The organism is Streptomyces qinglanensis (assembly GCF_900111245.1).
In the GTDB taxonomy this organism is placed as follows: Bacteria; Actinomycetota; Actinomycetes; order Streptomycetales; family Streptomycetaceae; genus Streptomyces; species Streptomyces qinglanensis.
Genome location: NZ_FOGO01000003.1, coordinates 50,679 through 63,317, shown reverse-complemented (window position 1 = coordinate 63,317; position 12,639 = coordinate 50,679). Strand labels below are relative to the sequence as shown.

Below are 12,639 nucleotides of genomic sequence, written 5' to 3'. Positions count from 1 at the left end.
CTTCCTCAGCCGGCCCGGTCAGCCCTGTGGCGGGTCCGGCTGGTGAGGGGTCGCGATGGAGGCCCCTCCGTGGACGAGGGCCGCGGCGATCGAACCCCGGTCGGCGCGCACGTCGACGTCCCCGGCGACGAACAACGCGCCCGCCTCGGCCCCGGGCGGAAACGAGCCTTCGAGCAGCGCACGGAGGACGTGGGCGGCCCGCTCCCGTTCCGACGGCGCCAGCGCCTCCAACGCGTCCTCGAAGCGGGTCTGCCAGGCGGCCTCCTGCCGGATGCGCACCGATTCGGCCTGGGGCGGTGGCGCCGCCCCGAGGGCGGCCGCGGTCTGGTCGAGGCGCTCCAGCGCGGTTTGTTCCCGTTCGCCGTCTCCGGCGCCGAACCACCGGGCCAGTGTCTGCCTCAGATACGACCACCCGTCCGTCCCCGCGGCCGTGACGACCGCCGAGCCCGCTGCCGTCGCCAGTGCCGTCAGAGCCTGTTCCAGCATGAGATTCCCCCCGGATCAGCGTCCGCCACACCACGGTAGCGGCCTCCCGGCGCGGTGGACACTGGGTATCTCCGGCTTCCGCCGGGGAGGGCGTGCCAACCGTCCTGTGATCGGCAGATCACACCGAAGCCGCCGAAACCGCACTCCTCGACAGCGGGCGGCCCCGTGCCGCGCGACGTGGCGAGGACTGCCCGCCACGAAAGACGGGAGTGGGAGCGGGGAAAGCCCTGCCCAAGGATGTGCTCCCCGCACGCGCGGGGAAAGCCCTACCCGGGACATTGGTAACCCCGGCTATCGGAACCTGAGGAATAGCTTGGCTGCCTGGCTGGAGGTCGGCCCAGCGCACGGGGCCGGGGAGCATTAGGGGCAAGACCGGATGTGGCGTGGCCGGTGCGAGTCGTACGGGTATGCCAACCCGGCGGTCCCGGCCTGCGCGAAGCGGCTGGCAGCGCCGGACTCCGAGACCCCGTCCCGCTCGAAGATGGCCGTGGACCGGCTCATCGCCCGGCGCGAGGTCCACCTGCGGGAGAAGGCGCTGTGGCGGATGCTCTGTGAGACCGCTGGGCGGTCCGAGGAGATCCTCGGTGTGAACATCGAGGCGACCTGGACCTCGCCACCCGCCGCTGCTCGGTCAAGGCCAAGGGCGCCCGCAGCAAGGTCCGCCGCCGAGGACAGGCGCGCGAGGACTTCGTGCTGGCGACGGTCTGTTGGGACGCCGGCACCGCCCGGCTCCTGCCTCGCCTGCTGCGGGGCCGTACCCGTGGCCCGGTGTTCGTCACCCATCGACGTCCCGGTCCGGGGAAGGTGGTCAGCCCGCGCGACATCTGCCTCCGGACACCGGACTGGCCCGCCTCTCCCTACGGCTGGGTACTCTCGTTTGGATCATCGCGCGGACCAGATGAAGATCCCGGCGATGTGAAGTCCGAGACGGTGGCGGCCGCCGCACCCGCCGTCTTCGCAGGTGTGGAGGCGTCTCGTATGCTGCCCCCCTGCCATGTCAAGGACAAGCAGGGGGCGGACGTGGAGCGGGGAAGGCTGATCGCGGACCGTTACGAGCTGATCGGCCGTCTGGGCCGGGGTGGCATGGGGGAGGTGTGGGCCGCGCGGGATCGCGTGCTCCACCGTGAGGTCGCGCTCAAGCTGCTGGATCTCGACGGGATTGCCCACGCTGACCTGCCCCGGCGGTTCGAGCGCGAGGCGGTCGCCGCTGCCCAGATCGTCCACCCCAACGTCGCCGCCCTGTACGACCGGGGTGTCCACGACGACGTGCTGTTCCTGGTCATGGAGAAGGTGGACGGCCAGACGCTCACGGCGCGTCTCCAGGCTGAGAGTCCTTTTCCCCTGACGCGTGCCGTGGCCGTCGCCAGCGGCATCTGCGCCGCGCTGGAGGCCGCCCACCGGGCCCAGGTCATCCACTACGACATCAAGCCCCACAACGTCATCCTCACCGGCGACGGGCTGGTGAAGGTCATCGACTTCGGGATCGCCGGGTTCGTCCAGGCCGCGTTCACCGTGGCGCACTCCTCCCAACTGGCCCCAGCCGGAACGCCGGAGTTCGGCGCACCGGAGCAGTTCCTCACGGAACGCGGCGACGAACGCTCCGACCTGTACGCACTCGGTGGGATGCTCTTCGCGATGCTCGCCGGCCGGGCGCCCTTCACCGGGCACAACAGCCTCGCGGTCGTGCGGCGCAAGCTCGACGAGGAGGCCCCGCCCCTCGACGCGTTCCGCCCCGGCCTGCCGCCGGAGGTGACCGCGCTCGTCGCCGAACTACTGGAGCGCGATCCCGGCCGGCGCCCCCAGTCGGCACAGCACGTCCAGGAGCGGCTACAGGCACTCCTGGTGTCGTGCGCCGCAGCGGAAGCTCCCACCGCGGCAATGCCCCCGGCCCCGCGCACCCGCCTGATGGACGTCACGCCGCGCGCACCTCGGCCGGCCTCGCCCGATTCCTGGAACCGCGCCTCCACCGACGAGACGCCGTTCACCGCGGGCGCCCTGCTGCCGCGGCGGTTCACCAACGACTTGAGTATCGAGTTCGCACGGATCGCCGAGGAAACCCGCCCGGTCCGTGAAGCGGGCCCCAGCGAGCTGACCGAGGAACTCACGCGCCGTGACTGCAGCGAACTGGTCGCCGCGGTCTACTCGGAGCAGCCCGGCCCCCACGCCACGCCCGAGAACCCCGTCCTCATCTCCGTCCAGGTCTTCGCGTTCCCCGACGTGGCGACGGCCAAGGATGCGCACGGGTACCTGGGCGACGGGGGAGGGGGCTGGCGCCTCACCATGTGGAGCGCCCGCGACGGGGGCGGCCTCGCCCCTTGTCCCGACAAGGTCTACCGCAGCTACCGATGGCGGTACAGCCGGAGAAAGCACCGCTACCTGACCGCGGCGCTGGCCTACCGCGCCGACCTCACCAACGACGGCTCCATCGGGCCCTGGCTCGCCGCAGCCGCCCAAAGGGCCGCGGTCTCCGCGGGGCCGCAGAACCACCACGGCGTCTAGGCCGTTTCGTTCGGATCGTCTGATCGTTGGTCCGGGTCTGTCGTCGTCTGATGCGCAGTGGGCGCGGATCGAGCCGTTGCTTCCGGACCGGACACCGAAGCGGGGTGGCCGCTGGCGAGATCATCGTGAGGTGATCGACGCGATTGCCTACAAGTTCCAGACCGGCACGCAGTGGGTGCATCTGCCGGAGAAGTACGGCAACTGGCGGGGTGTCTGCAACCGGCTGCGGATGTGGGCCGTGGACGGCACCTGGGAACGGGTCTTCACCGCTCTGGTGGCCCAGGCCGACGCGGAAGAGGACCCGGCCTGGGCGGTCTCGGTGGATGGCGGTTGGCCGGCTGGCGGACCGGAAACTGCCTCCGGCCTCCTGACCGCCACCGGGTAATAGTCCTGACCTGGGCAAGTTTCAGAAATCCGACCCCGAATGAGGGCTGGCGGTACGGAAGAGCCCCCGGAGACGGTCCTGTTCTCTCGAAGTCGGGGCGTGAGCTGTTGTGGGGCCAGGAAGGCAACGGCGAGATTGATCTGGCTGCGGTTCCTCCCGGGGAGAGACGTTCAGGTGCGAACTGTGGCGAGGGCTGCGGCCGTGGTGGTGGCGAGGGTGGGGACCGCGGCGAAGGTCGTGGCAGCCCGTGGGGGTGCGGCGGGGTAGGTGGCGCCGTCCATGCGGGCGAGCTTGCCGGCGCCGACGGCGGCCAGTAGTGCGACGACGGTCACAAGCACGATGCTCAGAAGGACGATGGCCACGACGGACTCCCGGAGCCCTCCGCGTCCGTCGCCCTCAGTGTGGACCCGCGGGTGTGACCCGATACGCTTCTTCACCTGGGGAGAGTCTCCGACAGGGGCGGGAACAGCGGCTTGGACAATCCTCCTTCTCGCTGGGCAGATGTATTTTCTGCTGTGCTGATCACCTGCGGGACAGCCCCGTTCGTGATGGCACGAGGTCAGGGTTTCTGACGTGCTGTCATGTTCACTGCGGGATGGATGTTACCGGGCCGCAGGCGCACCGGGAGAGCCCCCGGCACCACCCGCAGCCGACCCTCGCTGTGACTACGGGTGCAGCATTTCGCCGTTCGCCAGCATTGCTACGTACTTCTCGATCCTGCGTGCCCGCGTCTCGGCCTTCTTGGCGTCCTGGATCCGGTACAGGATCGCGAAACGGTTCTGCCTGTCCAGTGTCTCGAAGAACGCCGCCGCGGCCGGGACGGCGGTCAGGGCCGCCGCGAGGTCCTCCGGCACTGTTGCGGTCTTTGCGCTGTCGTAGGCCGCCTCCCAGCGGCCGTCCGCTTTGGCGCGGTCGACCTCGGCCTGCCCCGGCGGACGCATCCGGCCCTGCTCGATCAGGGCGGCCACCTTGTCCCGGTTGACCTTGGACCACTTGCTGTGCGGCTTTCGCGGGGTGAACCGCTGGAGCCACCACTGGTCGTCGAACGTGGCCTTCTGGCCGTCGATCCAGCCGTAGCAGAGTGCCACATCGAGTGCCTGGGCGTAGTCCAGCGCGACGACTGCGGGGTTCTTCTTGCGAAGCTTGAGCCAGATGCCGGGCGAGACGGCGTGGTTCTCGCCGAGCCACGCCTCGAATGTTGCGGCGGATTCGAAGGCGACGATCTCCAAGTCCTGAGTCATCTCAGCAGCGAACCACATCCGGCCGATTGCCATGACACGGGCACGTCCCCGAATGCAGGGTGCCCGTGAAACCGGCTGATCATCTCTGTTCGCCACGCTGAGCGATCAGGCAGGAACTGCAGACTTGTTCACCGATATGACGTTGCTGCTCGGCCTCGACGGCGTCCGTCGTGCGGTCGAGCGTTCCACAGCGCCGAGAACCCACGACGACGGCCATGCTCCGGCGGCGCGACCTGCCGGTGCTCCGCTGATGCCGGCTGTTGTCGCGCCGCCTCCCGAGAGCGCCGTAGAGCTGTGGCGGCATACTTGTTGTGAGATCGAGGGGAAACATGCAAAGAATCTTTACTGGTGTGGCTGTGGTGACGGCCGCTGTTGTGCTGACGGCCTGCGGAAGCGACGGCGGCGACAAGGCGGCGTCGGGGGACAAGACCACGCCGGACGCGAAGAAGACGATAGATGCCGGAGCCCACGGCGGTGAGGTGAAACGCAAGGTCACTCTCGAGGTCCGGGGGAAGGGGGCCTTGGCGCAAGGGATCTCCTACCAACTCGGCTCCAGCGGCTCCGAGACGGGTTCGCTGCCCTGGAAGAAGACCGAGACCCTCACGCTCACCTCCGCACAGCAGAAGGTCGGGGTCCTGGTGTCCATCGTCCCGGGATCGGTGGCCGGCCCCGACGGCACACTCAAACCTGGCGCGTGCATCATCACCGTCGACGGGAAGGATGTCGCGGACAATCGGGGCGGCAAGTCCGACAAGGGCTGCACGTACAAGGTGCGGTGAACCGCAGGAGCCTCCACCGGTCGGTCCGCGCGCTGGCAGGTGAGCGGACCGGCCGCCCCGGCGGCCCGCACGCCTGAACGTCCTGACCGGACGCAGAAGTATCCGGGGAACACGCGCGCCGACACACCTTCGTCCATGCCGAAGGGCCGTGTGGCCCCTGAGGTCCACCGGCAAGGACCATTCAGCAGTGGGCCGCTCGGACGTGCGGTCGGAGCGCGCAGTGATCAGGGTCATAACGTCCAGCCCACCGAAAGCGCACGCACGTTCGTCGTCGCAGCTAGTGTTACGCCCTGTACGTCAAGTGACGGAATTTGGGGGATGTGATGAGGGAGTCACAGGAGGCAGGGCGAAGAGCGCCGTACGGCACAGGTGCCATCGGTCGCAACAAGGCGGCCGGTCTGGCCGTGCTGGCGGCTGTGGCTGTGTCGCTCACCGGCTGCGGCGACTCAGCGGCCGAGGGGGACAAGAAGGCTGCCGAGCCGGAGGGCGTCGTCACCGAGGCCGAGGCCGCCAAGATCGTCGACCGGTATGTCAGTGTCAACAACCGGGCCAACAAGACGAACGACGGAAAGCTGCTGTCCACCGTCGAGGGCGGAGCCCTCCTTGAGCAGAGCCAGGCCGGCTACAAGGCGGACGCCGACCTCAGCAAGAAGGAACAGGCCGCGTCCGCCGAGCCCTTCTCTTACGTGGACCGCACCTACCTCATCCCCAGGAAAGGCAAGGCCACGTGGTTCGCGGTCAAGACCCGGACCAAGGACAAGGAAGGCACGAGCAAGTACCCGCAGCTGATCGTCTTCGACCGGGACAAGGGCAAGAGCAACGGGAAGGCGGCGGGCGGGTGGAAGAACGTCGCAAGTGTGTCTCTCGTCGACGACGAGAAGAAGACGGTCCCTCTCGCCAAGGACGAGGACGGTTTCGTCCGCGTCCTGCCCACCGGTTCCGGCGCGGAAGGCAGCAGCGCCAAGGGCGTCGAGAAGTTGTCCACGTCGCTTGCTGACCTCTACACCATCCGTGGCCCCCTCTCCTCCTCCGAGTTCGCTGACACCAAGGCCGCGCGTTCGGTGCACGAGGTCCCCAAGGAGGTGGGGAAAGACCTGGGAAAGAGGGCCACCGCCCAGTTCAAGGAAGGCGAGTCGGAGCACGAGAAGATCTACACGTTCCGGACCCGCGACAAGGGCACGTACGCCGTCTTCAACACAGCGGTGGACGTGGACCAGCAGGTCATCGCCGACAACCTGGAGATGGTCCCTGCGCCGAACCTGCACCCCTTCGTCGGTAAGAAACCGAGCAAGGGATTTTCACTCCACTGGCTGCACCAGTCCTCCGCCGTCCTCCCCGCACACGGCAAACCCCAACTGCTCGACTATGAAGTCGAACTGACCAGTGTCCGCCGCCTGCACCACGCCGCCGGCGCCGTATAACCGCTGCCACCACGCCCCTCCTCCGGCCCCGGTCAGCCCTCTTGGGCCCGGCCGGAGGAGGGACAGCCGGGCTTCCCGAGGAAAGGCGCAGGCGTCGGCACCCGCTACGGCTCCGTCGACTTCTCGGCCCGTGACGGCGACCACCAGCAAAGGCATGGAACCCATGGGAGAGCTCCCCGCGGAAAGCTATGGCGCCTCACCCACCCAGTGGCTTGGATGGGCGGATGAACATCCGAGCAGGGGGCAAGCAGGCCGGGGTCGGGGCGATGATCGGGTTGGCGATCGGGGACGCGCTCGGCTTCCCCACCGAATTCAACGACGTCCCGCAGATCCTCGCCAAGTGTGGCCCCTGGCGGGCGATGGACCTGCCCACACCTGCGATCGTCACGGACGACACGCAGATGACACTTGCCTTGGGCCGGGGGCTGCGTACCGCCAGGGAACGGGGACCGCTCGCACCGGCCCGGGTCGTGCGACCGGTCCGCGAGGAGTACGTCGAATGGTGGCGCTCGCCCGACAACAATCGTGCGCCGGGACGCACCTGCCTGGTGGCGTGTGAGAAGCTCAGTCATCAAGAGCGGCGCTGGCAGCAGGCGAGCCAGACGGGTTCCAAAGGGTGCGGTGCGAACATGCGGGTGGCGCCGGTCGGTCTGATGCCGGGCTTGCCGGAAGAGGCGCGGTCGGGAGTGGCGCAGTTGCAGGCCGCGCTCACGCACGGGCACCCGACAGCGCTGGCCGCCAGCGATCTCACGGCACACGCCGTACGCCTGCTCGCGCACGGGACGCGGCCGGGCGAACTCATGGACATGCTGCGGGAATACGCGCGAAAGAGCAGGTCCGTCTACCGGGAGTGGTGGCTGGGCGACCTGTGGGAGTTCGCGCAGGACCACAGCGCGGCCGAGTTCACCGAGCGCGGGTGGGACGAGTGCCTGGCCGTCCTGGACAAGGTGGACGACGCCCTGCGGGTCCCTGAGCCGGAGGCCGATCCGTGCACTTTCACGGGCGCGGGGTGGGTCGCCGAAGAAGCCCTGGCCACCGCGCTGCTGTGCTTCCTGCTCTTCCCCGACGAGCCGGTCACCGCCGTACGCCGGGCTGCCTGCACCTCCGGTGACTCCGACTCCCTCGCCTGCTTGACCGGTGCCTTCGCGGGCGCGTACCTGGGTGCGGACGCCTGGCCGAGCGCATGGGCGGACCGGATCGAGTACCACGACGAACTCGTCGCCCTCGGGCTGCTCTGGGATGCGAGCTGAGGCCCTGCAGCCCACGAGGTGTCCCGTCGTGCCCAGACGGGAGGGTTCGCTCCTGCGGTACGCGACAAGGCGGCGGGGTCAGGTCTGGTGGGTCGCAAACAGCTCCAGGTGGCCGCACTGGTGGCACCGGTAGGCGTCGATTTGCCGGCTCGGCCGGCCCATGCGCTTGGCGCCGCCGAATATCCCTCGCTCCAGGTGGCCCGCGATCCAGCGCGCATATCCGCGCGCGTTCTTGCCGGAGTCCTCGACGAAGCCCGGCTCCGGATCGGCCGCGCCGCAGTGGGTGCACGTGATGTTCTGCATCCGGTGATCGTAGTAAGGAACGGTGCGACGGGGTCCGGCGCCCCCGACGCCTCGGAGTCCTGCCTCTCTGACAGTCCTGCTGAGCTCTGGGCGGGCCAGGACAGGCCGCGACGGTCCCGCCCGGGGCTTTCCCCTCGGGCCCGTAGGGGGCGGTGACCTCGACCTTCGCCGGAAGCCACGCAGTCCGAGACGATGACGCCGTGGGCGCCGCCGGCTGAAGCTGCGCATGGCGTCTCTTCAACCAGGTCGAGGGAGCTGGGCGGTGTCGACTGCTCCGACGGTGCGGGGGACGCTGGCGTTGTTCGCCCCGCGGCATCTGCCGAATCTGCTGCGGCTGAAGGCATTCTTCGCGCGGCAGTTCCGTCAGACGCCGCGCGAGCAGTTCGCCGCGGTCTTCGCTCCCTACGCCCGTCGCCTGTCGGCGGACATCCTGCCGCGGTTCGGGAAGGCCGCCATCGCGGCGGCACAGCGCGATGTCGGTGACGAGGCGTGACGAGGACGCCGAGCTGCCGCTGCGAGCCGAGGAGACAACGTCGTGAGCCTGCTTCCTGTCTCCGCGGAGCCTGCGTTCCTGTCGGTGTTCGCCGGCGCCGACATCGCCGCGACCGCCCGTCTGAACTGGCTGAGCGGCCGCCCCGCGGCCGCGCTTTGAGGACGACGTGTGGTCGTTCGTCGGCTGGGCCGATGCACCCGTGCAGATGAAGGTGACGGAGAAGCACGTGCTGTTCGACCGGATCACCCACCGGCCCTGGCGCGTGGTCGCCAAGGAACTCGCCCCGGCCCGGATCGCCACCCAGGACGAGCGCGTCCTCGCCGTGCCGAGGGCCCGCCGGCTCCCGCGGCACCCCCGCACCATCTGTGCCCGCGTCCACCACCTCACGTCCTGGCTGAACTGGCTGCGTGAGCGCCGGGTCACCACGCTCGCCGCGGTCCCCCAGGACCACTGCGGGGCGCTCCTGCGCGAGTACGGCGTCGTCCGGGACAGGGAGACCGCCGCTGTCCAGCGGAACAAGGCCGGCTCCTCGCTGCGGACGGTGGTCTCCGCCATGCAGGACATCACCGACTACGGCGAGCTGCTGTCGGCCGACCGGCACCGGCCCGGTTTCCGGCAAGGACGACGAGGTCCAGCGCCTTGGGCGCGAGCTGAGTACGTTCCCCGCTCCGGGCCCTGACCAAGGGCAGGGGGATGACGCCATGGGCGTCATCCCCCTGCCCCGGCTCTGACGTTGCGGCAGGCTCAGGGCCGGCGGCCTGCCGGGTGTCCGCCGGGGTCGCCGGCCGGCATCACTGCGGCCTTGACCGGCCTCGGGAAACATCGGTGCAGCGGTCAAGACCTGCCGCGGCCCGGCGACTACAGCTGAGCTGCGTCAGTCCAGGCAGAACTCGTTGCCCTCGGGGTCGGTCATCACGACGAAGCCGGCGCTCATCGGGGGAGCGGGCTCGTAGCGACGTACCCGCGTCGCTCCCAGCGCGAGGAGCCGGTCGCACTCGGCCTCCAGAGCCGCCATCCGCTCCTCTCCCTTCAGCCCGGGAGCCGCGCGGACGTCGAGGTGGACGCGGTTCTTGGCGGCCTTGCCCTCCGGCACCTGCTGGAAGAACAGCCGTGGGCCGTGCCCGTCCGGGTCCTCGATGGCCGATCTCGTGTTGCGCTGCTCCTCCGGTACGCCGACCCGCGCGAGGAAGTCATCCCATGCGGCCAGCGGGTCGGCGCCCTCGGGCAGGTCGACTCCGGGCGGGCCGGGGTGGACGTAGCCCAGTACGTGGCGCCAGAAGGACGACAGCGCCCGCGGATCGTGAGCGTCGAAGGTGACCTGGACGTGGTGGCTCATCGGGTTGCTCCGTTCGTAGCGGGTTTCGTGTGCGGGTAGAGGTCGCGCAGCAGGCAGACCTCGGACAGGTGGTGGATCAGCTCGCGGTGAATGTGCAGCACCAGATCGGCCATGGGCGCCTCGGGGAAGGGCTCCTTCTCACCCATCGGGACCCGGAGCCCGGCGTCGCCGAGGCTGCGCACCCCGGCCAGCCAGACGTCGAGCTGGACCTCGAGCTGGTCGAGCGCGGCGGCCGCGCTGCCGGCGTACTCCCACGTCTCGTACGACGCCGCCGGCGCGCCGAAGTGCGCCGCGTTGCGCGCAGCGAGCACACCGACGATGACGTGACCGAGTCGCCAGGCGATTGTGGTGAAGGCAGCAGGGACCGGCTGCGGGAAGGCGAAGTCGATCGTGAAGTCCCCGACACCGGCCTGCACGGGCGCCGTCGAGCTGCCGCGCGGCCGCACGTTCCAGGCGTCCGGCACCGGCGACCAGAAGTACTCGTCGTCGGTGAGGCCCTCGAGCCGGGCTCGGAGTTGATGTTTCCAGTGGACCTCCCACTGCTCGCGCAGTGTCCGGTTCCAGTCGAGTTGATCTGCATCCATGCCGCCCACCTTGACTCCCCTAGCGGACAGGATCGGTCCGCTGTCTCTGGCAGGGTGGGCGGCATGGACGTGGCAAGCGGTAACGAGCGGGGCACGACGGAGCGGGTGCTCACCCTGCTCGGGCTGCTGCAGCAGCGCCAGGTCTGGACCGGCCCCGAGCTCGCCGACCGGCTCGGGGTCACGTCGCGCACGGTACGGCGTGATGTCGAGCGGCTGCGCACGCTCGGCTATCCGGTGCATGCCGGCCAGGGTGTCGGCGGCGGCTACCGACTCGGCGCGGGGCAGGACCTGCCGCCGCTGCTTCTCGACGACCAGGAGGCGATCGGCACCGCGGTCTCGCTGCTCGCCGGCGCGGGTGGAGCGGTCGCCGGCGCCGGCGACGCCGCACTCCGGGCACTGACCAAGCTCGACCAGGTACTGCCCACCCGGCTTCGGCACGAGGTGCGCGCGCTCTCCGGCTCGGTGGAGTCCTTTGGCGGAGGCCGTACGCCGGTCGACCCCGAGGTACTCATGACCCTGGCCAGAGCCTGCCGCGACGAGGTCGAGGCAGGCTTCGACTACCCGTCCGGGAGCGAGGTGCGACGTCGGCGGGTCGAGCCCTACCGGCTGGTCGCCTCCGACCGGCGCTGGTATCTCCTCGCCTACGACCTCGATCGCGACGACTGGCGCAGCTTCCGCGTCGACCGGATGACCGACGCGTCCGCACGGACCTGGCGCTTTTGCCCGCGAGCGGCGCCCGACGCGGCGACGTACGTGCAGGAGAGTGTGGCGAGCCGGGTCTACCCGCACCAGGCGCGCTTCCTCGTGCACGCGCCGGCCGACACGGTGCGCGCGCAGATTCCGGCGTCGGCGGCCGTCGTGCGACGCCGAGCCAGCGAGCTCTGCGAGGTGCTCAGTGGCGCCGCCAGCCTCGACTTCGTGCTCATGCACGTACTCCTGCTGGGGCACGACTTCGAGGTACTCGACCCTCCGGAGCTCGGAAGGCGCTGCCGCGCGCTGGCGGAGAGACTGCTGTCGGCCGGTGCAACGATCTCACCGGTGCCGGACATGGAGGAGCCATGAGCCTCGACCACGCCGGCGCCGAAGAGCGCCTCTGTCCTGAGCACTTACGGTTCCGGCCCGGATATCCCCAGCGTATGCCGTCGGGCGGGCGGAGTCCGGGCCCGCCTCTCGCGGGGACATCACCCCTCAGTCACAGGTCGGAGCACGGTTCTGGACGCGTTGGGCGACGGTGAGGACGAGAGGCGCCGTCAGCCAGCACAGGTACGCGCCGGTGCTCGTGGTCAGGAACGAGACGGGGACGGACGCCCCGAACACCGCGGCCAGGCAGAGGCTGCGCACCCGGCTCTGGGTGAACGCCCGGGGCGGGACGTCGGTGCGGTACAGGTGTTCGTGCCGGATCTCCCGGATCATCAGCGCGATCAGCGTGGACGCCAGGACCTGCATGATTGCGTAGAGGCTGAACCGGGGCGGGAAGGCGCCGTCGGCGGTGATCACTCGGGTCGCGAACGGCATCAGGACCTGCATGAACAGCCATGCCAGGGTGAGGCTGGTCAGCCGGCTGCTCGGCGAGCGGACATACCGGAAGATCTCGTGGTGGGCCCGCCAGTGGGCGGCGATCACCACGAAGCTGAGCGCGAAGGCCAGATACTCGTTGCTGTGGTCCGGCACCGAACGCAGCATGGCACCGGTGGTGTCGCCGGCGGGGACGGGAAGGTCCAGAGCCAGCAGGGTGAGGGCGATCGCGATGGCGGCGTCCACGAACGCGGTGAGCCGGCCGGTGGAGACCGTTCCGGTCTCGTCGTTCTGGCCGTCGGGGGTGTGGCTGTGGTGAGTCGGCATGGTGGGCAACAGCTCCTGGA

15 protein-coding genes and 1 pseudogene are annotated in these 12,639 nt (G+C 69.7%); 9 read left to right on the top strand and 7 right to left on the bottom strand.

Annotated elements, in window-relative coordinates; translation table 11 throughout:
- Window positions 1-18 precede the first annotated feature (18 nt).
- Complete coding sequence (locus BMX65_RS07395; protein ID WP_074999359.1) at window positions 19-486, bottom strand: hypothetical protein; 468 nt, start codon at window positions 484-486, stop codon at window positions 19-21.
- Between the two features lie 379 nt (window positions 487-865).
- Between BMX65_RS07395 and BMX65_RS33390 the strand changes: the two are divergent.
- From BMX65_RS33390 to BMX65_RS07380, 3 genes and pseudogenes are all read left to right on the top strand, one after another.
- A pseudogene (locus tag BMX65_RS33390) lies at window positions 866-1,343 on the top strand (site-specific integrase); the annotation flags it as partial.
- Between the two features lie 58 nt (window positions 1,344-1,401).
- Window positions 1,402-2,985 carry a serine/threonine-protein kinase gene (locus BMX65_RS31310; RefSeq protein WP_107437420.1) on the top strand — a complete coding sequence of 528 codons (1,584 nt, stop codon included), beginning with the start codon at window positions 1,402-1,404 and terminating at the stop codon, window positions 2,983-2,985.
- A 19-nt stretch (window positions 2,986-3,004) separates the two neighbouring features.
- The gene (locus BMX65_RS07380) at window positions 3,005-3,370 is read left to right on the top strand and encodes a transposase (protein ID WP_107437419.1); all 366 of its coding nucleotides are present in this window, start codon (window positions 3,005-3,007) and stop codon (window positions 3,368-3,370) included.
- A gap of 170 nt (window positions 3,371-3,540) precedes the next feature.
- On the opposite strand, the gene BMX65_RS07375 is transcribed toward BMX65_RS07380, so the two are convergent.
- Both BMX65_RS07375 and BMX65_RS07370 read right to left on the bottom strand, forming a co-directional pair.
- Window positions 3,541-3,732 (bottom strand): hypothetical protein, encoded by a 192-nt coding sequence (locus BMX65_RS07375; RefSeq protein WP_074999357.1) that lies wholly within the window; start codon window positions 3,730-3,732, stop codon window positions 3,541-3,543.
- A gap of 303 nt (window positions 3,733-4,035) precedes the next feature.
- Window positions 4,036-4,629, bottom strand: coding sequence for a YdeI/OmpD-associated family protein (locus tag BMX65_RS07370; protein WP_074999778.1), 594 nt, complete (start codon window positions 4,627-4,629; stop codon window positions 4,036-4,038).
- Between the two features lie 332 nt (window positions 4,630-4,961).
- Here BMX65_RS07370 and BMX65_RS07365 point away from each other — a divergent pair, with 332 nt between their 5' ends.
- The 3 genes from BMX65_RS07365 (at window position 4,962) to BMX65_RS07355 (ending at window position 8,061) form a co-directional block, all read left to right on the top strand.
- Window positions 4,962-5,390 carry a PDZ domain-containing protein gene (locus tag BMX65_RS07365; protein WP_143081819.1) on the top strand — a complete coding sequence of 143 codons (429 nt, stop codon included), beginning with the start codon at window positions 4,962-4,964 and terminating at the stop codon, window positions 5,388-5,390.
- Between the two features lie 323 nt (window positions 5,391-5,713).
- On the top strand, window positions 5,714-6,811 hold the full coding sequence (locus tag BMX65_RS07360; RefSeq protein ID WP_143081818.1) for a DUF8094 domain-containing protein: 1,098 nt from the start codon (window positions 5,714-5,716) through the stop codon (window positions 6,809-6,811).
- 224 nt (window positions 6,812-7,035) lie between these two features.
- On the top strand, window positions 7,036-8,061 hold the full coding sequence (locus BMX65_RS07355) for an ADP-ribosylglycohydrolase family protein (protein WP_074999354.1): 1,026 nt from the start codon (window positions 7,036-7,038) through the stop codon (window positions 8,059-8,061).
- A 78-nt stretch (window positions 8,062-8,139) separates the two neighbouring features.
- On the opposite strand, the gene BMX65_RS07350 is transcribed toward BMX65_RS07355, so the two are convergent.
- Window positions 8,140-8,364 (bottom strand): hypothetical protein, encoded by a 225-nt coding sequence (locus BMX65_RS07350; protein ID WP_074999353.1) that lies wholly within the window; start codon window positions 8,362-8,364, stop codon window positions 8,140-8,142.
- Window positions 8,365-8,626: 262 nt separating this feature from the next.
- On the opposite strand from BMX65_RS07350, the gene BMX65_RS07345 reads away from it, so the two are divergent.
- Both BMX65_RS07345 and BMX65_RS07340 read left to right on the top strand, forming a co-directional pair.
- Window positions 8,627-8,857 (top strand): hypothetical protein, encoded by a 231-nt coding sequence (locus tag BMX65_RS07345; RefSeq protein ID WP_239501912.1) that lies wholly within the window; start codon window positions 8,627-8,629, stop codon window positions 8,855-8,857.
- 166 nt (window positions 8,858-9,023) lie between these two features.
- Window positions 9,024-9,536 carry a hypothetical protein gene (locus tag BMX65_RS07340; RefSeq protein WP_239501913.1) on the top strand — a complete coding sequence of 171 codons (513 nt, stop codon included), beginning with the start codon at window positions 9,024-9,026 and terminating at the stop codon, window positions 9,534-9,536.
- 195 nt (window positions 9,537-9,731) lie between these two features.
- Here the strand turns inward: BMX65_RS07340 and BMX65_RS07335 are convergent, their stop codons facing one another.
- Together BMX65_RS07335 and BMX65_RS07330 are read right to left on the bottom strand one after the other, a co-directional pair.
- A complete protein-coding gene (locus tag BMX65_RS07335; protein ID WP_074999352.1) occupies window positions 9,732-10,193 on the bottom strand; it encodes a VOC family protein in 462 nt (153 codons plus the stop codon).
- The gene (locus BMX65_RS07330; RefSeq protein WP_074999351.1) at window positions 10,190-10,777 is read right to left on the bottom strand and encodes a DinB family protein; all 588 of its coding nucleotides are present in this window, start codon (window positions 10,775-10,777) and stop codon (window positions 10,190-10,192) included. Before BMX65_RS07330 ends, BMX65_RS07335 begins: the two co-directional genes overlap by 4 nt.
- A 63-nt stretch (window positions 10,778-10,840) precedes the next feature.
- Here BMX65_RS07330 and BMX65_RS07325 point away from each other — a divergent pair, with 63 nt between their 5' ends.
- Window positions 10,841-11,839, top strand: coding sequence for a helix-turn-helix transcriptional regulator (locus BMX65_RS07325; protein WP_074999777.1), 999 nt, complete (start codon window positions 10,841-10,843; stop codon window positions 11,837-11,839).
- A 126-nt stretch (window positions 11,840-11,965) separates the two neighbouring features.
- On the opposite strand, the gene BMX65_RS07320 is transcribed toward BMX65_RS07325, so the two are convergent.
- On the bottom strand, window positions 11,966-12,619 hold the full coding sequence (locus tag BMX65_RS07320) for a TMEM175 family protein (protein WP_074999350.1): 654 nt from the start codon (window positions 12,617-12,619) through the stop codon (window positions 11,966-11,968).
- Window positions 12,620-12,639 lie beyond the last annotated feature (20 nt).

Excerpts from the sequence above, each read along its gene's own strand:
- BMX65_RS07395 (WP_074999359.1), bottom strand. The coding sequence starts at position 486 with ATGCTGGAACAGGCTCTGACGGCACTGGCGACGGCAGCGGGCTCGGCG.
- BMX65_RS07370 (WP_074999778.1), bottom strand. The coding sequence starts at position 4,629 with ATGTGGTTCGCTGCTGAGATGACTCAGGACTTGGAGATCGTCGCCTTC.
- BMX65_RS07360 (WP_143081818.1), top strand. The coding sequence starts at position 5,714 with ATGAGGGAGTCACAGGAGGCAGGGCGAAGAGCGCCGTACGGCACAGGT.
- BMX65_RS07355 (WP_074999354.1), top strand. The coding sequence starts at position 7,036 with ATGAACATCCGAGCAGGGGGCAAGCAGGCCGGGGTCGGGGCGATGATC.
- BMX65_RS07350 (WP_074999353.1), bottom strand. The coding sequence starts at position 8,364 with ATGCAGAACATCACGTGCACCCACTGCGGCGCGGCCGATCCGGAGCCG.
- BMX65_RS07335 (WP_074999352.1), bottom strand. The coding sequence starts at position 10,193 with ATGAGCCACCACGTCCAGGTCACCTTCGACGCTCACGATCCGCGGGCG.
- BMX65_RS07330 (WP_074999351.1), bottom strand. The coding sequence starts at position 10,777 with ATGGATGCAGATCAACTCGACTGGAACCGGACACTGCGCGAGCAGTGG.
- BMX65_RS07325 (WP_074999777.1), top strand. The coding sequence starts at position 10,841 with ATGGACGTGGCAAGCGGTAACGAGCGGGGCACGACGGAGCGGGTGCTC.
- BMX65_RS07320 (WP_074999350.1), bottom strand. The coding sequence starts at position 12,619 with ATGCCGACTCACCACAGCCACACCCCCGACGGCCAGAACGACGAGACC.